General features: G+C 38.3%; 12 protein-coding genes and 3 pseudogenes. 4 read left to right on the top strand and 11 right to left on the bottom strand.

Annotated elements, in window-relative coordinates:
• Positions 1 to 54: 54 nt before the first annotated feature.
• Positions 55 to 2,910 (bottom strand): KxYKxGKxW signal peptide domain-containing protein, encoded by a 2,856-nt coding sequence (locus ACT170_RS03830; RefSeq protein WP_064525385.1) that lies wholly within the window; start codon positions 2,908 to 2,910, stop codon positions 55 to 57.
• A 1,013-nt stretch (positions 2,911 to 3,923) separates the two neighbouring features.
• On the opposite strand from ACT170_RS03830, the gene ACT170_RS03835 reads away from it, so the two are divergent.
• A complete protein-coding gene (locus ACT170_RS03835) occupies positions 3,924 to 8,657 on the top strand; it encodes a glycoside hydrolase family 70 protein (RefSeq protein ID WP_444818061.1) in 4,734 nt (1,577 codons plus the stop codon).
• Positions 8,658 to 9,137: 480 nt separating this feature from the next.
• Positions 9,138 to 11,123, top strand: a complete 1,986-nt coding sequence (locus ACT170_RS03840; RefSeq protein ID WP_444818062.1) for a KxYKxGKxW signal peptide domain-containing protein — start codon at positions 9,138 to 9,140, stop codon at positions 11,121 to 11,123.
• 817 nt (positions 11,124 to 11,940) lie between these two features.
• On the opposite strand, the gene ACT170_RS03845 is transcribed toward ACT170_RS03840, so the two are convergent.
• From ACT170_RS03845 to ACT170_RS03860, 4 genes are all read right to left on the bottom strand, one after another.
• Complete coding sequence (locus ACT170_RS03845; RefSeq protein WP_001291561.1) at positions 11,941 to 13,158, bottom strand: tyrosine-type recombinase/integrase; 1,218 nt, start codon at positions 13,156 to 13,158, stop codon at positions 11,941 to 11,943.
• An 81-nt stretch (positions 13,159 to 13,239) separates the two neighbouring features.
• Positions 13,240 to 13,443: an excisionase gene (locus ACT170_RS03850; RefSeq protein WP_000814511.1), complete on the bottom strand. Its 204-nt coding sequence runs from the start codon at positions 13,441 to 13,443 to the stop codon at positions 13,240 to 13,242.
• A 460-nt stretch (positions 13,444 to 13,903) separates the two neighbouring features.
• A complete protein-coding gene (locus ACT170_RS03855) occupies positions 13,904 to 14,134 on the bottom strand; it encodes a helix-turn-helix domain-containing protein (protein WP_000857133.1) in 231 nt (76 codons plus the stop codon).
• A complete protein-coding gene (locus ACT170_RS03860; protein WP_000804885.1) occupies positions 14,131 to 14,553 on the bottom strand; it encodes a sigma-70 family RNA polymerase sigma factor in 423 nt (140 codons plus the stop codon). Before ACT170_RS03860 ends, ACT170_RS03855 begins: the two co-directional genes overlap by 4 nt.
• A gap of 504 nt (positions 14,554 to 15,057) precedes the next feature.
• Here ACT170_RS03860 and ACT170_RS03865 point away from each other — a divergent pair.
• A pseudogene (locus tag ACT170_RS03865) lies at positions 15,058 to 15,279 on the top strand (helix-turn-helix domain-containing protein); the annotation flags it as partial.
• 73 nt (positions 15,280 to 15,352) lie between these two features.
• Here ACT170_RS03865 and ACT170_RS03870 read toward each other — a convergent pair.
• The 5 genes and pseudogenes from ACT170_RS03870 to ACT170_RS03890 form a co-directional block, all read right to left on the bottom strand.
• Positions 15,353 to 18,271 (bottom strand): Tn3 family transposase, encoded by a 2,919-nt coding sequence (locus ACT170_RS03870; protein ID WP_001240982.1) that lies wholly within the window; start codon positions 18,269 to 18,271, stop codon positions 15,353 to 15,355.
• Between the two features lie 3 nt (positions 18,272 to 18,274).
• Entirely contained in the window at positions 18,275 to 18,829 is a 555-nt protein-coding gene (locus ACT170_RS03875; protein ID WP_000576156.1) for a recombinase family protein, read from the bottom strand.
• A 354-nt stretch (positions 18,830 to 19,183) separates the two neighbouring features.
• Positions 19,184 to 19,921 (bottom strand): 23S rRNA (adenine(2058)-N(6))-methyltransferase Erm(B), encoded by a 738-nt coding sequence (erm(B), locus tag ACT170_RS03880; RefSeq protein ID WP_444818063.1) that lies wholly within the window; start codon positions 19,919 to 19,921, stop codon positions 19,184 to 19,186.
• Positions 19,922 to 20,045: 124 nt separating this feature from the next.
• Positions 20,046 to 20,129, bottom strand: a complete 84-nt coding sequence (locus ACT170_RS03885; protein ID WP_001865637.1) for a 23S rRNA methyltransferase attenuation leader peptide — start codon at positions 20,127 to 20,129, stop codon at positions 20,046 to 20,048.
• Between the two features lie 48 nt (positions 20,130 to 20,177).
• Positions 20,178 to 20,261: pseudogene (locus ACT170_RS03890) on the bottom strand (MLS leader peptide); the annotation flags it as partial.
• 283 nt (positions 20,262 to 20,544) lie between these two features.
• On the opposite strand from ACT170_RS03890, the pseudogene ACT170_RS03895 reads away from it, so the two are divergent.
• Positions 20,545 to 20,682 (top strand): annotated as a pseudogene (locus tag ACT170_RS03895) (XRE family transcriptional regulator); the annotation flags it as partial.
• Between the two features lie 59 nt (positions 20,683 to 20,741).
• Here ACT170_RS03895 and ACT170_RS03900 read toward each other — a convergent pair.
• Positions 20,742 to 20,927, bottom strand: a complete 186-nt coding sequence (locus tag ACT170_RS03900) for a cysteine-rich KTR domain-containing protein (protein ID WP_011058338.1) — start codon at positions 20,925 to 20,927, stop codon at positions 20,742 to 20,744.
• Positions 20,928 to 20,952: the final 25 nt, after the last annotated feature.

The following is a 20,952-nucleotide window of genomic DNA, read 5'->3' on the forward strand; positions in this document are numbered from 1 at the left end:
AATTCTCCTTTCATTTTGAACTGTCGTTATTGAGAAGGAGTATTTATAACTTCATTAACTAATGAGTGTTCCGTTTCCATCCGCATCAAAATGATAGGTTTGCCCTTTGATAGTAATGTCAATATTTGACAAACGGGCACCTGAGTTAGCATCGTAGTAGTGGATTTTACCATCGACGGTGACTAGCTCTCCCTTGGCTTGTTTACCGTTACTGTGGAAGTAGACTGGGACATTGTCAATGGTTTGCTCACCGGTAACTTTATCACCATTGACATCAACGTAGTAGAAATAGTCCTCACAATCGAAGTCTTTGCTTGAAAGTGGGTAGTGACTAATGTCTACTGGTATTGTGTTATCATTGAGACCAAAAATAAAATTATGTGGGTACTTGATAAAAAAGTTATCGACAGGATTACCGTATTTATCTTGAAATTTCCAGTTATAGATATGGACGTAACGGTTTGTTACAAGTGCACCAGTATCCTTATCATAGTAGTGTCCATCAGGAGCAAAACGTCCCTTAACCTGTGCTCCATTAGGGAAGAAGTACATTTTGACATAATCAAGTGTTTGAGGTCCTTTTAGTGGTCGGCCTTCCCTATCAAGGTAATACCAGTCCTTTGCATATAAAATTTCGCCATTTATGGTACTACCAACGGAAGTCAATACTTCTTTAAAAGTATTGGTCACTAGTTCACCAGAATCTTTGTCATAGAATTTACCGTTTTGAGCAACCCTTCCTTTGGTCTGAAAACCCCAAGGATTATCAAAGTATAGTTTTTGACCATTAATTTCAACTTCTCCTGTTGCAGCTGTACCATCTTTTGTAAAATAATACCAAGTTCCAGTTCCATTACGTTCGAAAAAGCGATTTTTCAAGATTTTACCACTATGATCAACATAATAGACCTTATTATTTTCATAGATAAAACGATCTCGTAACATTTCTCCAATGTCATAGTGTTTATACGTATTTTCTGGACGGAAGTAATAGAAATCGCCATTAATTTCCTGAAGCCCAAGAACTATTTGTCCTTTATCATCAAGGTAGTAGGTTGAATCATTTTCATTAACAAAGCCTGCATGGGTTACTTTGCAACCATTGTCTTTATCATAGTAGTACTTAGGCATGTAATAATATTTGGAGATAAACTTCGGATCTCTTACAAATCCTCCTTTAATCTGTTTACCATCATGGGGATCGAACATAACATCTTGTCCATCAATAATGTAGGCCCCTTTTAGTGGGCTACCGTATTTATTAACATAGTACCAATTACCATTAACTTCAACGTAACGATTGGTTACGAGATTTCCTGTATTGATATCGTAGTAACCTTTAAGGTCATTATATATATCTAAATAGGCCCCTTTGACTTGTTGTCCATTATCCCGGAAGAATACTCTTTGTCCCTTAATGATTTGGGAACCGATAAGGTTTTCTCCGCTTGCATTCTTATAATACCAGTTACCCTGTTCATCGCTATAGTAGCCGTTAGGGTTTGGAGCATCTTTACCAATTCCATTTTCATCAAAGTTATAAGTCATCCCATTGATCGTTAGGCTTGTATTTACAACACGAGCTCCAGAATCAGGATCATAGTAACGGAGGACCCCATTATCAAGAACAAGTTCTCCTTTAGCTTGACGGCCGTTTGAGTAGAGATAGACGATTTGTCCATTAATAAGGGTTTCCCCATCTTTAGGACGAATAGCATTTCCATCATCACCGTAGTAGTACCATTTATCATGTTCTTTAATTGTTTGTTTTTTGACTAACTGACCGGTTTCTGAGTCAAAATAGTAACGACGGGTAATGTTTGTGGGCGTTCCATATTTATTAGAAGTTGGAAGAGTCTTTCCATCTTCTAGCTCTATGCTGATTCCTTTTTGCATGACACCAGAGTTGATTTCGAAATAATAAAGATTACCATCAATCATACGAGTTCCTGTATATTTAGAACCGTCATTATTGATAAAAAAGGTTCTTCCTTCTTTATCTTGAACGAGACCTTCTTTTCTAACTCTAGCTCCGGTGTTAGGGTCATAATAGTGCATCTTATCAAGATTACCAGAATACTTTTCACTAAAGTCTCCTTTGACTTGAGTTCCGTCATAATCAAAATAAACTTCTTGCCTATCAATGGTTTGTTCCCCCTTGAGAGGAATACCATCCTTGTCAACATAGTACCAGTTTCCCTTATATTCTAGATAACGTTTGGTTTGTAGTTGACCAGTATTATCATCAAAATAACGGTATAGTTTGTAATTTACGATTTGTGGTCCTTTAATTTGTTTTCCGTCCTCCCAGAAGGAGACTCTTACGTTATCAATCGTTTGGTCTCCAGTAAGTTTTTTCCCATTAGCATCTTCATAGTACCAATTCCCCTGTTTATCACTGTAGTAGTGACCGCCAGTGATATTATTTTCAGCAGAGGGAACTTGAGAATTAGGGGTATCAGTATCACTAGTTGTTGGTGACGAATTCTCAGTTGTAACACTCTCACTAGTCGTTGCACTTACCTCAGAATGTGTAGTTTCAGAATTAGCTGCTTCCGAACTAGCTGTGCTTGTGACTTCAGAGCTTGGTTTTTCAGAGACTGTTTCTGTTGAAGCCCCTTCAGAGGTGACCACTGGTGTTTCTGACACAGTGGCAACCTCGCTCGAAGCGGTAGCAGCTGTGTTTTCTACAGGTTTAGTTGTGGCTTCATTACTTGCTGGAGCCTCAACGTCAATAGCGCCTTCTTTGATGATGGCTTCAACAGTTGCTTCATTAACAGGTGTAGGTTGTTCTTCAGCTGAAGCGTAGCTGAGTCCTGCAAAACTCAATCCCAAAGCAAGTCCTGTCACTGCAATAGTTACCCAATGTTTTTTAACTTTGTGAAGTTTAAAATGTACTTTCTTTTCCATGGTAATTCTCCTTTCATTTTAAACTTTTTACATACTGCAAAATAAGGGCTGTCATGAGAGTTTATGAAAAGTGAGCATTGGGGAGGAGTCCCTAACGATGTAAGTTAATCTTTTTGTGACAATCCTTATTTCTCCAAGCCTCCTCAATTTCTATATTACGAGACTGTTCGAGGCAAACATGAGTCCTGACGAAATGATTCTAGAAAAACGAGAGCCGTTCGGAATTTTCCTCCTTTCTAAGCATAGAAGATCTCGTTTATTTTGGGCTTCTAAGACACAAAAAACTAGAGCTTACTAGTATGAGGCGTCCCCTCTAGAGCTCTAGTTTGAAATGATGCTGTATTCTTTTTATGAGCCCTAGTTTGATGGTTCAAAGTGACTCAGGAATGGTTATCCTACTATAATCCTTATTTAGGCATTAGGTAACTAATGTCAATCTTTTAGATAATCCCCCAAGTGTCCTTTAAAGCAAAATTAAAACGCTTACATATTCACCTAGCTTCATTATAATCCTTTTTTAAGAATAAACAACAGAAACTAACGGAATTATCAAAAATGTTAAAGAACTGACATAAAAGATTCTATATTTAGTTTCGTTAGTCAAATAAGAATTCACCTGTGTAAATCATTTATATTTTTAATTTTTGTTCCTCATAGACAGACCACGATCTTAGTCAGATGAAAAAATAGAGTCTTTCTATCTAAAATTTTCTTTTCAGAATTGTCTTTTTAGGGGCTACTTCTCTCATAGTTTTGCTATCTCTTAAGGTTAATTGAAGCTTGCTTTAATCTTCAAAAGCCTTTGAAGATAAGCACTTGAAGGAGTTTGAGAAGCAAAAAAACTCTATTTAGGACCTTACATATGGTGTAAGGTCTCATTTTCAGTAATCAAAGTTAATAAAACTGAGCGCGTGGCAGAGATTTATGAAGAAAAGATGACTTTTTCCTATTTGTAATTTGTCTGAATATATCATAGAGTAGAGACAACAACAGAAAAAGGATGATTGATATAGATGGAAAATAAGGTACGTTTTAAACTACACAAGGTTAAGAAAAACTGGGTAACTATCGGGGTGACGACCCTCTCAATGGTTGCCTTGGCAGGTGGAAGTCTCCTAGCTCAAGGAAAAGTAGAGGCCGATGAGACAAGTACGCCAAATGGTGATGGCTTACAGCAACTAAGTGAGGATGACACTGCCAGTCTAGTGACGACCACAACTGTTACTGAGCAAGCGAGTGCTCAAGCAAGTGTGTCAGCAGTAGCAACAGCCAGCGTAAGTCACGAAACAAACTCTCAGGTGGTGACAAGTGCGGTTAGCCAAGAAACAACTGCTCAAGCACAAACTAGTCAAGTTGCCAGTCAGGGAGTGGCAGTTTCTTCGCAAACTAAAGCCAGTGCCCAAGAGACACAGACTACGGAACAGACCTCACAAGGTCAGGCTATGACTCAAGTAGCTGGGCAAACAAGTGCTCAGTCTACTCCTAATGTGACAGAACAAGCAAGACCTAGAGTCTTGACCAATGCTGCACCAGCAATCGCCACACGCACTGCTGATAGCACTATTCGTATCAATGCTAACCGTAACACTAACATCACGATTACGGCCAGCGGTACGACACCAAATGTAACCATTATCACAGGGCCAAACACGCCTAAGCCAAACGTGACGGTGACAAGTCCAAATGGCACAAGACCAAATGTGACTATTGTAACGCAGCCAAATCAACCAAACAAACCTGTTCAACCAAGTCAACCGTCTCAACCAAACAAACCTGTTCAACCAAGTCAGCCAAGTCTTGACTATAAACCAGTAGCTTCAAATTTGAAGACTATCGATGGCAAGCAGTATTATGTTGAAAATGGCGTTGTGAAAAAGAACACAGCGATTGAACTTGATGGTCGTCTTTATTATTTCGATGAGACTGGGGCTATGGTGGATCAAAGTAAACCTTTGTATCGTGCCGATGCCATTCCAAATAACTCTATCTATGCGGTTTATAACCAGGCCTATGATACGTCAAGTAAGAGTTTTGAAAACTTGGATAATTTCTTGACGGCTGATAGCTGGTACCGTCCAAAACAGATTTTGAAGGATGGGAAGAATTGGACAGCTTCAACTGAGAAAGATTATCGTCCCCTTTTGATGACTTGGTGGCCAGACAAGGTGACACAAGTCAACTACCTCAACTATATGAGTCAACAAGGCTTTAGTGATAAGGCCTATACGACTGACATGATGAGCTATGACTTGGCAGCTGCTGCCGAAACGGTGCAACGAGGAATTGAGGAACGTATTGGTCGCGAGGGCAATACCACTTGGCTTCGCCAGTTGATGTCAGATTTCATCAAAACACAGCCTGGCTGGAACTCTGAGAGTGAGGACAATCTCTTAGTTGGTAAAGACCACTTGCAAGGAGGAGCACTGACCTTCCTCAATAATAGTGCGACAAGTCATGCCAATTCAGACTTCCGCCTCATGAACCGCACACCGACTAACCAAATGGGGACACGCAAATACCATATTGACCGTTCAAATGGTGGTTACGAGTTGCTCTTGGCAAACGATATCGACAACTCTAACCCAGCTGTTCAGGCTGAACAACTAAACTGGCTCCACTACATCATGAATATTGGTTCTATCCTTGGCAATGATCCAAGTGCCAACTTTGACGGTGTTCGTATCGATGCGGTGGACAATGTGGATGCGGACCTCTTGCAGATTGCTTCTGACTACTTCAAGGAAAAATACCGTGTCGCAGACAATGAAGCCAACGCTATTGCCCACTTGTCAATCCTTGAAGCTTGGTCTTACAACGATCATCAATACAACAAGGATACCAAGGGTGCTCAGTTGTCTATCGACAATCCACTACGTGAAACGCTTTTGACGACTTTCTTGCGTAAGAGAAATTACCGTGGCAGCTTGGAGCGCGTGATTACTAACTCTCTTAACAATCGTTCAAGTGAGCAGAAACACACGCCACGTGATGCCAATTATATTTTCGTGCGAGCCCATGATAGTGAAGTGCAAGCTGTTTTGGCTAATATCATCAGCAAGCAGATTAATCCAAAAACAGATGGTTTCACCTTCACTATGGATGAGCTCAAACAGGCTTTTGAAATCTACAATGCGGACATGCGCAAGGCTGATAAAAAGTACACCCAGTACAATATCCCAGCTGCCTATGCCACAATGTTGACCAACAAGGATAGTATCACTCGTGTTTACTACGGTGATCTCTTTACCGACGATGGCCAATACATGGCTGAAAAATCACCATACTATAATGCCATCGATGCCCTGCTCCGTGCTCGCATCAAATATGTAGCAGGTGGTCAAGACATGAAGGTTACTAAGCTTAATGGCTATGAAATCATGTCATCTGTGCGTTATGGTAAAGGAGCAGAAGAAGCCAACCAGCTTGGTACTGCCGAAACACGCAACCAAGGAATGCTCGTCCTTACAGCCAACCGTCCAGATATGAAGTTGGGAGCAAATGATCATTTGGTGGTCAATATGGGAGCTGCCCACAAAAATCAGGCTTACCGTCCATTACTTCTCAGCAAATCGACAGGTCTTGCGACCTACCTCAAGGATTCTGATGTGCCAGCTGGATTGGTTCGCTATACGGACAATCAAGGGAACTTGACCTTCACGGCAGACGATATTACTGGTCATTCAACCGTTGAAGTTTCAGGCTATTTAGCGGTTTGGGTGCCAGTAGGTGCTTCAGAAAACCAAGATGCCCTCACCAAGGCTTCGACGACTAAGAAGGGTGAGCAGGTCTTTGAATCATCAGCAGCTCTCGACTCACAAGTCATCTGTGAAGGTTTCTCAAACTTCCAAGATTTCGTTAAGACCCCAAGTCAGTACACCAACCGTGTGATTGCTCAAAATGCCAAACTCTTCAAAGAGTGGGGAATTACTTCCTTTGAATTTGCGCCACAATACGTGTCTAGTCAGGACGGTACTTTCTTGGATTCTATCATTGAAAATGGCTATGCCTTCGAAGACCGTTACGATATTGCCATGAGTAAGAACAACAAATACGGTTCGCTCAAAGACCTCATGGATGCCCTTCGTGCCCTTCACGCTGAAGGTATTTCAGCCATTGCTGATTGGGTTCCAGACCAAATTTACAATCTTCCTGGAAAAGAAGTGGTAACAGCTTCTCGTACTAACAGCTACGGTACACCACGTCCAAATGCTGAAATCTACAATAGCCTCTACGCAGCTAAAACACGTACCTTTGGAAATGACTTCCAAGGCAAGTACGGTGGTGCCTTCCTCGATGAATTGAAGGCAAAATACCCAGCAATCTTTGAGCGCGTGCAGATTTCAAACGGCCGTAAATTGACTACCAATGAGAAAATCACGCAATGGTCAGCCAAGTATTTCAATGGAAGCAATATCCAAGGTACTGGAGCTCGCTATGTCTTGCAAGATAACGCTACCAACCAATACTTCAGCCTTAAGGCAGGTCAAACCTTCCTTCCTAAACAAATGACTGAAATCACAGCAACTGGTTTCCGTAGGGTGGGAGATAAGGTCCAATACTTCTCAACGAGTGGCTACCTTGCCAAGAATACCTTCATTCAAGTCGGTGCCAACCAGTGGTATTACTTTGATAAGAACGGCAACATGGTCACAGGTGAACAGGTCATTGATGGCAAGAAATACTTCTTCCTAGACAATGGTCTCCAGCTACGTCATGTCCTTCGCCAAGGCAGTGATGGTCACGTATATTACTACGATCCTAAAGGGGTTCAGGCCTTTAATGGATTCTATGACTTTGCGGGTCCTCGCCAAGATGTTCGCTATTTTGATGGCAACGGTCAAATGTATCGTGGCCTCCACGACATGTATGGCACAACCTTCTATTTCGATGAAAAGACAGGTATTCAAGCCAAAGACAAGTTCATCCGCTTTGCGGACGGACGCACACGTTACTTCATTCCAGATACAGGAAATCTCGCAGTCAACCGTTTTGCGCAAAATCCTGAAAACAAGGCTTGGTATTTCCTCGATAGCAACGGTTATGCCGTAACAGGTCTTCATACCATTAATGGTAAGCAGTATTACTTTGACAATGAAGGACGTCAGGTTAAAGGACACTTTGTCACTATCAATAACCAACGTTACTTCCTTGATGGCGATAGCGGTGAAATTGCCCGTTCACGCTTTGTGACTGAGAACAACAAGTGGTACTATGTCGATGGCAATGGTAAGCTAGTTAAAGGTGCTCAAGTCATTAATGGTAATCACTACTATTTCAACAATGATTATAGCCAAGTCAAGGGCGCCTGGGCCAACGGCCGTTACTATGATGGTGACTCAGGTCAGGCCGTAACCAACCGCTTTGTTCAAGTCGGTGCCAACCAATGGGCTTACCTCAACCAAAACGGTCAAAAAGTAGTTGGTCTCCAACATATCAATGGTAAACTTTACTACTTTGAAGGCAATGGGGTCCAAGCTAAAGGGAAACTTCTGACTTACAGAGGAAAGAAATACTACTTTGATGCCAATAGTGGTGAAGCTGTGACCAATCGCTTTATCCAAATTTCTCGTGGCGTTTGGTATTACTTTAACGCCTCAGGCCAAGCCGTAACGGGTGAACAAGTCATCAACGGCCAACACCTCTACTTTGACGCTTCTGGCCGTCAGGTCAAAGGCCGTTACGTCTGGGTTAAAGGCCAACGCCGTTACTATGACGCCAATACTGGAGCTTGGGTCAGAAAACGATAAGTAGGTAGAAAAAATGTATTTTTGAGACTATCCCAGAAGCTTATAGATTGAAAATCAGTAGTTTTCCACATAATTTCAAAACTTTTAAGTACTTGAAGTATTTTCTTTCAAGTACTTTTCTTTTATCATTTCCCTCGAAATGTCTAGTGGATTGTAAGCAAACAATGAGTTTGATTAATAGAATCGTCAATAAACTGCTTACTTTCGCTTTAAACTATACTCAGTCCTCTAATGAAGGGGGAGATAAAACGGCTAAACATCGAAATTTCTGTGTGAATTTAAGAAAATCCGAACGTTTTTTTGGTAACGTTTTCTAACATATAAAGGCTATAGGTATATATCTTAGACTTGTTTCTTCAAATGGATTATGGGTAGAAGGTTAGTCTTATGAGACTAGGGTTATGCATCTGTAATTGTATTCGCTTCCAAAATCCCTTAACATAGTATAGAGAAATAAAGTTATATTGAAAGGTGTATGTTATGGAAAAGAAAGTTGGATTTAAGTTGCACAAGGTCAAGAAAAACTGGGTGACTATCGGAGTTAGTACGCTGTCGATGGTTGCACTTGCGGGTGGAGCACTTTTAGCGGACCAATCGGCACAAGCAGACGAAGTGTCACTTCCTAATGGTGACGGTTTTGAACAAACAGATGCAGGCATTGAATCAAGTGCTTCATTGATTAATGAAAGCTATTCGCCAACCTTGACAGAAGATGCTGGCCATTTGTCAGCAGTGTCATCTAACTATGGCAGTCAAACAAGCTCAAGCTACGAGTCTTCATCATCTGCCTCAACAGGAGGCTCATCACAGAATGTGGTAGGTGGTGGAGCTGGTCAAGTGAGTTCGTCACAATCTTCTCAAGTCGTAGGAACACAAAACTCTAATTCATCACAAACGGGTTCTGCTTACCAATCAAGTAGCAGCTCAGCATCAGTAAGTGCTAGTGCGTCAAGTTCGTCAAGCTCATCAAGTTCAGCTTGGTATTCTTACTCGTCGTCATCTTCATGGTCTTCATCATCGTCAGCTAGCGGTTTTGCGACAATTACGACAAGTTCGTCTGACTCAAACGGCATTCATTGGAATGGTGGTCGAAACACGACAATTACCATCACGGCTTCAGGAACGACGCCAAATGTGACTATCGTTTCGAATTCAAATAAACTCTTTCCGAATGTGACAGTAGGTCAATCAAGCGGTTCAAATGCTAATGTCACTATCATTTCGCAAGGAAATCAACAAAATAACTCAGGTTACCAAATCATCTCAGGCGAGACTAAACCAAGTGTTGATTCGAACAATGCCAAGTCATCATTTGTACGTGTAGGCGAAAATCAATGGTATTATTACGATCAATATGGTCAAAAGGTCAAAGGCGAAAAGGTTATCGATGGAAAGGCTTATTACTTCCTTGAAAATGGTCTCCAAGCTCGTGACTCACTTGTTAAAGGTAGCGATGGCTACACTTATTACTACGATAAGAATGGTGTGAAAGCTATCAACGGTTTCTACGATTTTGCAGGTTATCGTAAGGATGTCCGCTATTTCGACTGTTATGGTCACATGGCTACTGGTCTCATTGAAATGGGTGGCACAACCTTCTACTTTGATACACAAACAGGTATCCAAGCTAAAGACAAGTTTATTCGCTTCTCAGATGGCCGTATCCGTTACTTCATCCCTGATACTGGTAATATGGCTGTAAATACCTTTGTTCAAAATAAAGAAAACCAAGCTTGGTACTACCTAGATGAACATGGTTACGCTGTGACAGGAAAACGTATCATCAATGGTAAAGAATACTGCTTTGACTCAGAAGGCCGTCAAATCAAAGGTCAGATGATGCAACAAGGCAACAAGCAATACTACATTTCAGCTCAAACAGGTGAAATGGCTGTTTCACGCTTTATCTTTGAAAATAACAACTGGTATTATGCGGATGCTTTTGGTTGCCTCGTTCAAGGTGCAAAAGTGATTGATGGTAAACTCTATTACTTCAATAAAGACCATAGCCAATTAAAAGGTGGCTGGGCTGAAGGACGCTATTATGATGCCGTTACTGGCCAAGCAGTCATCAACCAATTCATTCAAATCGCGGCTAACCAATGGGCTTACCTTAACCAAGATGGTCACAAAGTAACAGGTCTTCAAAACATTAACAATAAAGTTTACTACTTTGGTAGCAACGGTGCTCAAGTCAAAGGTAAATTGCTCACTGTCCAAGGTAAGAAATGCTACTTTGATGCCCACACTGGTGAGCAAGTGGTGAACCGCTTTGTCGAAGCTGGCCGTGGTTGCTGGTATTACTTTAACGCAGCAGGTCAAGCAGTGACTGGGAAACAGGTCATCAATGGCAAACAACTTTACTTCGACGGTTCAGGTCGTCAAGTGAAAGGACGTTATGTCTATGTTGGTGGTAAACGCCTTTTCTGCGATGCCAAAACTGGTGAATTGAGACAGCGTCGCTAATTAAGATGTACTTTAAAAATCTAGAGCGAATTTTTCCTTTTCCTATATAAATTACTATTATTATTTTCCTATCAGAACTCTAGATGATTAAATAGACGAAAAAGCCAGCGTTTGCTGGTTTTTTAGTGAAGATAACGTTTTGCTTTTTGTTTAGGTGATTTTTCACGATTAAATCCTAATAATTTTATCCCTCTCATATTCAAAAGAAGGAGCCATAGACGTGTTATAAAGGGTATTATATTTGTATGTAGAAAATAGAGTTAGGGGTAGTTATGGGGAACTATCTTCGTTAAACTCAAGGTGTAACTGGCTTTTTAGAGGAGGAAAATCATGCTTATCTTGGCTTGGATTATCATTGTCATATTATTTCTTTTAATTTCGAATTATTACATTTATAAAACAGATTCCAGAACACGAAAAAAGCATTCCTCTATGCAATTATTAAAACCATAGGTGCATTTTTCACTAGTAGGTGGTAGTAAATAGAAAGTGAGTAAAAACACCAATCAAGAGTTTTTCGGACTACCAAACATGGAAAGCAGCGCAACCTCCTAACCCATTAGCCACACATGCTTTCACAGTCATTCGCTAATACCTCCCACAAAGCCTTTATTTTATCTTAGAAATGAAGGTTTTTTATTTTAAACAAAGTATAAATTTCTAATTATCTTTTTATATTTTCTTAAATGCTCGTAAAGCCTTATTCTATGTGCTTTCGAGTATTTTTACTGTAGGAAGATACTTCACGTTTCTTTGCATATTTCCTCATGTCTTAGCTGTCAGAAGTGGTAAATAAGTAGTAAATTCATTTGTACTACTAAGCAACAAGACGCTCCTGTTGCTTCTCTTTATTCAAGCGTTTCATTTCTGCCATTGCAGAATCGAATGTTGCATGTGCGTAATAGTTCAGCGTCATGGCTATATTAGCATGTCCCATAATGTACTGTAATGCCTTTGGATTCATTCCTGCATTTGCATAGTTGGTACAGAATGTATGTCGCAAACTATGTGGAGTGATGTGTGGCAATTTATCCTCGTTATACTTATTGTATTTCTTAACAAGACCTTTCATCATGCCGTTGTAATCACTTGCCACTTTTGGATAGTTCTTTCTATTAAGAAAGAGGAAATCACTATATCCATCAATCTCAACACGCTTATCATTCTTTCGATTCGCTAACACTCGCTTAAATGCTTGATAGGCTTCTTCAACCATAGGAACTTGACGTTCGCCACTTTTGGTCTTTGGTGTTTCAATGTAGTACCCAATTTCAGTATCTCTCAATAGCTGATGGTCTATATTGACAAGACGATTCTCAAAATCTAAATCTGGAAGTGTCAAACCACCAAACTCTGAAATACGAAGACCTGTTTTTAAGAGTATCAGAATTTCATCATAATTTTTGCTGTAGGTTTTATCAGCTTTTGCAAAGGCTAACAGTTTTTCTTCCTGTTCTTCTGTTAGTACGGTCTTAGGGACAGTATCATCATCAAGAACTGCTTTCAGTTGAAAGTCAAATGGATTCTTCCGAACACAATCATCTTGTATAGCAATATAGAATGAAGCCTTTAAAGAACGTTTGTAGTTATTGATGGTTTGATAAGCATAACCATTTTCACTCATTCTAATAGCCCATTCTTTAGCGTCTGATGGCTTAATACTGTCAATACTTCTTACACCTAACTTGTCTTTCTTCAAAATATCCATAAGATATTTGCGTCCAGTTTCAGTGTTTTTTCTAACCTTTGGTCTTTGAGCGTTCTGTTTTGCGTAAAGCTGGCAGAGTGTCATTTTCTTTCCTACAACATCAATACCATCATGAATGTCTTTCTGTAACTCTGCGATTTTCTCTCTAAGTGAGATACAATCACGCTTTCCTGCTGGTACTCGGTCTGTAGCCACAAGTTTCCACGAGTAAACAAATTGCGGTTCTCCAAATGAATCTATATATTTGTATAAGTATCTTCCGTCTTTTCGTTGGCTCTCTCCAGTCTTTAAGATTCGACCTTTATTGTCACGTCTTTTTTCTGACATGGCATTTGCTCCTTTCCTTTATGGAAAGAGCCTTGATACGACTTAATACTATTTTATCATATACAAGACCCTTTGGCGACGCTAGATTGCGTCCAATGTATCTATAATTTTTTCAAATTGTTTTCGTTTAATCTGAATACGATTGCCATTCATAATCAGCCAATTTGCATTTTTATTTTCCTCTGCCAAGCGTCGTAGCTTGTTTTCGCCAATACGAAAATATTTTGACGCTTCTTCAATGGTTAGGGTATAACGTTCCCAAATAGGAATGTCAGTCTGCTTCATAAAATCCTCCTTTCCAAATCACTTATTCGGATTTCATAAAAGTTGTTTTACCAGCAATCGAACAGCTTTAGCAAAGCTCACGGGAGTTCCACCCCTGCATGGTTCTCATGTAGCCATACTCATTGCCTGCGACGGTTTTATCACGCTCGGACTATTGACTGTATGGGAGTATCATTATCACGATAAGAATGTCGTTGCAGGCAATCCTGCTAAAGATTGCTTCTCGGATCACTAACATGAATCGCTCGCTATCTTTATAAGATAGGTCATGGCGGTTAGTTCCGTTGGCTCTTTTCTTATCGAAACGTATTCGATTACTTTTATTCAGTTTTCAAAGAACAATGGCTCGTTAGCCTATCAAAACACATTGAAAGCTCAATATGCTTTGGTGGAATAACAAACCTCCCTGTTCGGGAAGCGTGGAATGGTTTAGCACGCTTCCACGAAAGGAGAGAGGATATTACTTAATTTCAAATGACAAAATCTTTGTAATCAGTCTGGTTTCCATTCTTCCACGTAAGACTTCATCAACGACCATACTTTGATTGCCATATTCATCTTTCATAAGTCGTAGGGAACGCTTCGTTATGTACCCTCTGTAATGATGTAGAATCTGGTTAATCGCTTCGGTATCGCCATCTGTTGCCTTTACAATGAGAGGAAAGGGAATCATAGGATATTGTGTTTTCATTCTTCAAATTCCTCCATAAACTTTTTAATTAAGGCTAGTCCACTGGTTCTATGCCGATAGACAGTAGAACGGTTCAATTTCAACAGGTCTGCAATTTCTGAATCGCTCATGTCCATAAAGTAAAACAGCAGTAGAATTTCACGTTTCTTGTCTGGCAACTCACGTAATGCTTCACTCAACAAATCATTTTCAACGCCTACTGATAACCCATTGAGTGTAAAAATCTGAAAGTCAGTTGAATAGTTATCTGTTGTCGCAAACTGGCTAACAAGATAATCGCCAACATCCGAAAAGGACACCTCACGCTTTGCAATCCTTGAAAGATAAAGCATATAATTCTTTCGCTCGTCTTCCATAGCACGTTTACAGATATAGTCAAACTGATTTTCTATTGTGGTCTGAAAAGAAGATGGTTTCATGTTTCTCACCCCCTTTCTGTCTAGGAAAGGAAGTGAGCCTTGCTCGTTTATCTCCTTTCACTCTTAGTCCCAATGTGAAAGGGGGATTTGTTGCATTACTGATAAATAAACTTTGTAAAAAAGTTCTGAATAGCCAAAAAAGCATATAAACAGATTTATTTCTCTGTTTACATGCTTCTGTTATTCTATCTATATGATTTATAAAACCACATTGGTGGACGTACTTATCTATTGCAGATAGACGACTTTTTTTGACAAGAACCCAATGTAAGGAAATTTATTGTATATGATGTACTTCATGGCGACGTTGACCTCCAACAAACCGCCATTTGGAAGTAATATACAATATTTTAACAGCGTAAATAGCACTACCATATAACGGTTTTTTTTATTGGCGTTTAGTAGTGCTTTTTATTAAATATAAACCTATAAACCATATAACACGTTTTTCTATACCTGTTTTTAATTCAGTAGGAACAATAAAATGTATAGAGGTGGTCTACTATGCGTAAAAAAGAAGATAAATATGATTTTAGAGCCTTTGGTTTAGCCATTAAAGAAGCTCGATTGAAACGAGGTTTAACTCGTGAACAAGTGGGAGCATTGATTGAAATTGACCCACGGTACTTAACTAATATTGAAAATAAAGGGCAACACCCCAGCATACAAGTTCTTTATGACCTTGTATCGTTACTTCATGTTTCCGTTGATGAATTTTTCTTACCTGGGGTCCCGAGCGCTTAGTGGGAATTTGTATCGATAAGGGGTACAAATTCCCACTAAACCAATGTTTCAAGGCCTATTTATTTTTTATATTCAATTCTCTTAAGTGTTTAGGAATAGATAACAAGTCAAATTTATACTCTCCAAGAAAAGTGATATGCTCCCAATTAATAGGAGATACATGCTTCATATACTTAGTTACTTCGGGATCTATTTTGACGAGATAATTATAAGCTGCTTGTAAGTAGACGGCGTTCCATATACTTATTGCATTTATTAACACATTAAGCGCACTAGCACTTTGAAGTTGTCGGCGAATATCGCGCTCCATAAATTTTCCGCGTCGCCCAAAAAATAGTTCTCTAGCTAAAGCATTAATCGCTTCTGTCTTATTTAGTCCATGAGTGATCCTTCGCCGTAGCTCACTATCTGTAATATAATCTATCATAAAAATGCTCTTTTCAATGCGACCTAGTTCTCTCAGTGCAAGAGCTACTCTATTCTTACGTGCGTATGAGCCTAGCTTTCCTAATAGTAAAGAACTAGATACTTTTCCTGTTTGAATCGAATAGGCGATTCGTTTAATTTCATCATAGTTTTCTTCAATAATTTTTACATTGATTTTTCCGCTTATATCTTCTGATAAGTTAGGGTAGTAGGAAGGTGATTTGATAGAAAATAATTGTGATTTTTTTATATTTCTGATGCGAGGTTCAAAATCAAAGCCTAGTAATGCGGTCATTCCAAACACCTGATCAGAATACCCATTTGTATCAGTAAAATGTTCCTCAATATCTAGATCTGTTTCATGATAAAGTAGGCCATCAAGGGTATGAGTAGCTTCCCTTGTATTAGTTGAAGCAACCTCGATATGATGAGTCGTATGCCTATCATTTATTGATCGAATCATTGTAGCTCCTTTTTCCATACTTTTGTAATGTGGATTAACATCGGATTTTAGAGCTGAGACGCCCACTGGGACGCGCATTCCGTCTGAAGCAGTGGTTTTTCCTTCACCCCAAAAGTCTGCAACAGGAAGCTTTAACTGATAATTAACCAAAACAGATTGAGCACGAGTCAGAGCTTCTTTATAAAAGCGCCATTGTTTGGCATTGGCTAACTGAGAATAAGAAATTCCAGGAGTTGATTGGGCCATTTTTTCAAGACCAATATTCATCCCTAAACCCAGCAAAGCAGCAAAAATAATTTTTCTTTCTTGTTCACTCGGCGGTTTCCCTGTAGAATCATGACTAAATTCTTGTGAAAAGTTGGTCCAACTGTCCACCTCAATTAAAAGATCACTAAGCCTTATCTTAGGAATTATTGAATAAAGTTTTTTTCTATATATTTCTGCTTCGCTAGGTGTAACTTTTTCCAACTTTTTAAGGTTTGCTCTTGAAATTCTCTTATCAACTGTCGAATAAAATTGAAGCTGTAAATCTAAAATTATTTCCCGATCCTTTAAATAGTCCTCAAACGTGTCTGGAATAGTTTCTGAATCAATACAAGCAGATAAATCAACTAAGTAATCATCAATATTTCGATGGATCATACTTCCTTCAACTGAAATATCTCCTGATCGAATATTGTTCTTTAGCTCGGTGAAAGCTACTAACTCATAGTAAGACCGATCTATTTTCCCCTCTTCTGGCCGAACAAGGCTTTTCCATTTTTTACTCACAAAATCAGTAGAAGTATCTGCCGGTATTTTTCTTTTACCACTATTGTGTAAATCAGTTAGTTGAGTTAGGGCCATGAGGACTGGATTTGCTGCCGGAGTTGCTTTGAACGAAAGGGTCCTCAATAACATTGGCGTGTATCTTCGGAGGTAATTAGCTTTATTTCGAACCATTTCTAAATAGCCATGATTTTTATTACCTGTAATTTTTTTAGCTTCTTCTCCATCTTGTACTAAATCTTCCCAAGGCATGATTCGTTCAATTTCGTCAAAAGGATTACTATCATTATCTTTTGCAAAGTGAAGAGCATCAATTAAAGAAGCATAATGTTCCAATTTTTTAGTAGCCAATTTTCCTTTTTCTTTTAACTGTTCTTGTGAATCACGTGTCCCTTTGCGTTTAATACTTGCTAAAATGCGGTCATTAATCTCAATCAGTTGATCGATCAGATATTGATGATGATTGACTAAAAAAGCAATAAGTAAAGAGTATCTTTTTTCAAGCTCAAAACGGGAGAAGTCATATGCATCATAATTTTCCCCTAGTCTAGCTAGCTGAAGAAACCTGTTCCGATTAATATGGGAGACATTAATTGTCCCGAGTCCCATGGAAGCAATCACTTCCACTTTTTTACAAATACTCATAAAGCTTTCTGGATTTGCCTTACCTGGAATGTCTTTTAGCCAAGCGAGTTTAGTTATTTTCGTCTCTTCATAAATTTGAAACAAACTCTCTAGTTTTTCAATTTGTATATCTGTTAATGAACAGAGTAATATTGAAAATAAGTTGTTTTCTGCTTTATCTCGACAGCGGCTTATAATGTCTTCAAGTGTAGCTATAGATGGAAAAATAATTCTTTTTCGAGTTAAGAAATCAATTGTTTTTTTCATTAGATAGATAGAGTCATCATTTTCTAAAGCTAGTTCAATTAAATATTCTATTAACTGTTTTTGTGTATTAGCACTACCGAATCGATGATAGTTGAATACTTCTAAGATCTCGTTGAAGTGATTTGCACGTGTATTTCTATGATCATATGAATTTAAATCAATTGCATCAAGATGGAGCTGTCGACTCACATAAGAAGTTAGTCTGGTTGATTTAATCGGCCAATTACTTAAAGAACACCCAGGATACCGGGCCAAACAAAGTTGTATCGCAAATCCTAGTTTATTGACCTTTCCACGGTGTTGATTAATAACCTCCAGATCATAATCAGAAAAACTAAAATACGCTTTAAAATCCTCTTCTGATAAGTGGTCTACAGAAAGAAGTTGTTCACGCTGTGAAGTAGTTAAAATTCTTTTCATAGCCATATCTTAAGCATTCCTTTTATTGAGGTAACGGTAAAAGGTTGTTTTGCTTAATTTAGAGGCATCAAGAATTTGACGAATAGAATACTCTTTGCTGTCATACATTTTTAAAGCTAAATCAATTGATAGCTTACCTTTACTTGGACGGCCCCCTTTTTTTCCTCGGACTCTGGCTGCCTTAAGACCAGAGTTAGTTCGTTCAATAATAATATCCCGTTCCAGTTCTGCTAAACTAGCCATAACTCGGAAAAAGAATCTTCCCATAGACGTTGAAGTATCTACGTTATCTTGAATAGATATAAAATTGACACTAAGTTCTTCAAATAATTCAGAAAGTTCAATCAAATGTTTAGTTGATCGTGAAATTCGATCTAACTTGTAAATGACAACAGAATCTCCTTCACGTAGTAGGTTGATCATTTCTTCTAATTGCGGTCGGTCTTTTTTCGCACCAGTTACTTTTTCTTGAAATAATTTATCAATTCCATAATGAGTAAGTGCATCAATTTGTAAACTAAGATTTTGATCATCCGTACTCACTCGAGCATAGCCAAAAATCATAAAAAAACCTCCTTAATTTTATAATTTAAATGTACCATAACTCATTAAGTATAACTATATAGGAACTATGAAAAAGGAACGGATTTTGGTACTTGATTTACTTAAAAAACATTTAGAAAAAGCAGGAAAATGAAAAGGTACCATAAACGGTCGTTTATGGTACCATTCAAATTTATCCTTATTGTACAAAATAACAGCGAAATTTTTAAATCTATTCCTTATCGATACAAATTCCCCGTAGGCGCTAGGGACCTCTTTAGCTCCTTGGAAGCTGTCAGTAGTATACCTAATAATTTATCTACATTCCCTTTAGTAACGTGTAACTTTCCAAATTTACAAAAGCGACTCATAGAATTATTTCCTCCCGTTAAATAATAGATAACTATTAAAAATAGACAATACTTGCTCATAAGTAACGGTACTTAAATTGTTTACTTTGGCGTGTTTCATTGCTTGATGAAACTGATTTTTAGTAAACAGTTGACGATATTCTCGATTGACCCATTTTGAAACAAAGTACGTATATAGCTTCCAATATTTATCTGGAACATCTGTGGTATGGCGGGTAAGTTTTATTAAGACACTGTTTACTTTTGGTTTAGGATGAAAGCATTCCGCTGGCAGCTTAAGCAATTGCTGAATCGAGACTTGAGTGTGCAAGAGCAACCCTAGTGTTCGGTGAATATCCAAGGTACGCTTGTAGAATCCTTCTTCAACAATCAGATAGATGTCAGACGCATGGCTTTCAAAAACCACTTTTTTAATAATTTGTGTGCTTAAATGGTAAGGAATATTCCCAACAATTTTATACCTCTGTTTGTTAGGGAATTGAAACTGTAGAATATCTTGATGAATTAAAGTGACACGACTGTTCAGTTTTAATTTTTCTGACGATAAGTTGAATAGATGACTGTCTAATTCAATAGACGTTACCTGTTTACTTATTTTAGCCAGTTTCGTCGTTAAATGCCCTTTACCTGTTCCAATTTCGTAAACGGTATCGGTTTCTTTTAAATTCAATTGTTTTATTATTTGGTTGAGTACTTTTTCACTCGTTAAAAAGTTTTGAGAATATTTTATATTTTTTTTCATGTAATCACTCCTGAAGTGATTACATCTATAAACAAATACAGAAGTTAAACGATTTGTTTGTAATTTTAGTTATCTGTTTAAAAAGTCATAAGATTAGTCACTGGTAGGAATTAATCTAACGTATTTATTTATCTGTGTAATCACTGTTTTTAGTCTGTTTCAAAACAGTAGATGTTTTATCTACATTACGCATTTGGAATACCAACATGACGAATCCCTCCTTCTTAATTACAAATTTTTAGCATCTAATTTAACTTCAATTCCTATTATACAAAATTTTAAGATAATGCACAATCAACACACTCTTAAGTTTGCTTCTAAGTCTTATTTCCATAACTTTAGGGTTAACCATACGCAAGACCAATCACTCTCGGACAATACTCATGATTTTAATGATAAAATCCATGTTAAACCCATAGATAAGAAATACACCTGCAATAACCGTTACCTGTTTGTGCCAATTTAAAAATGCACCACTTTTTTATAATTAAAACGGTTGAAAACTGTACCACTAATAACTCACAATAGAGAGATGTCACCGTCAAGTTAAATGTACAAAATAACAGCGAAATTTTTAAATCTATTTCTTATCGATACAAATTCCTCGTAGGCGCTCGGGACCCCTACCTGCTAATAACTTGGTAAAAAGCACCCGACGATTACAGATAGAGAAATACATGGATAGCTTTACAGACAAAGAACTATCCTTAATGGAATCTTTAGCCAGCGGTATCAACGAAGCAAGAAACATCGAAGACTAATTAAAAGAATCCATACATAACGGAAAGAGCCGATAAAATGAGATTGTATTAATCTCATTTTATCGGCTCTGCGTCTTTGCGTCTGGCTCTGTAATCACAGTTACTTTGAACTGCTTTATTTCAATTAAATTTTCTTGTCTGCATTTCGGACAATAGAGGGGGAATTTTTTTAATTCAGTATCTTCCCTTATCTTTAATCGTGTTTTATTTCCACATACAGGACACAATATCCACTTGTAGTTTATAATAACTATCTCCTCCTTTACACTT

Source organism: Streptococcus sp. cx1 (assembly GCF_052384325.1).
GTDB lineage: Bacteria > Bacillota > Bacilli > Lactobacillales > Streptococcaceae > Streptococcus > Streptococcus salivarius_G.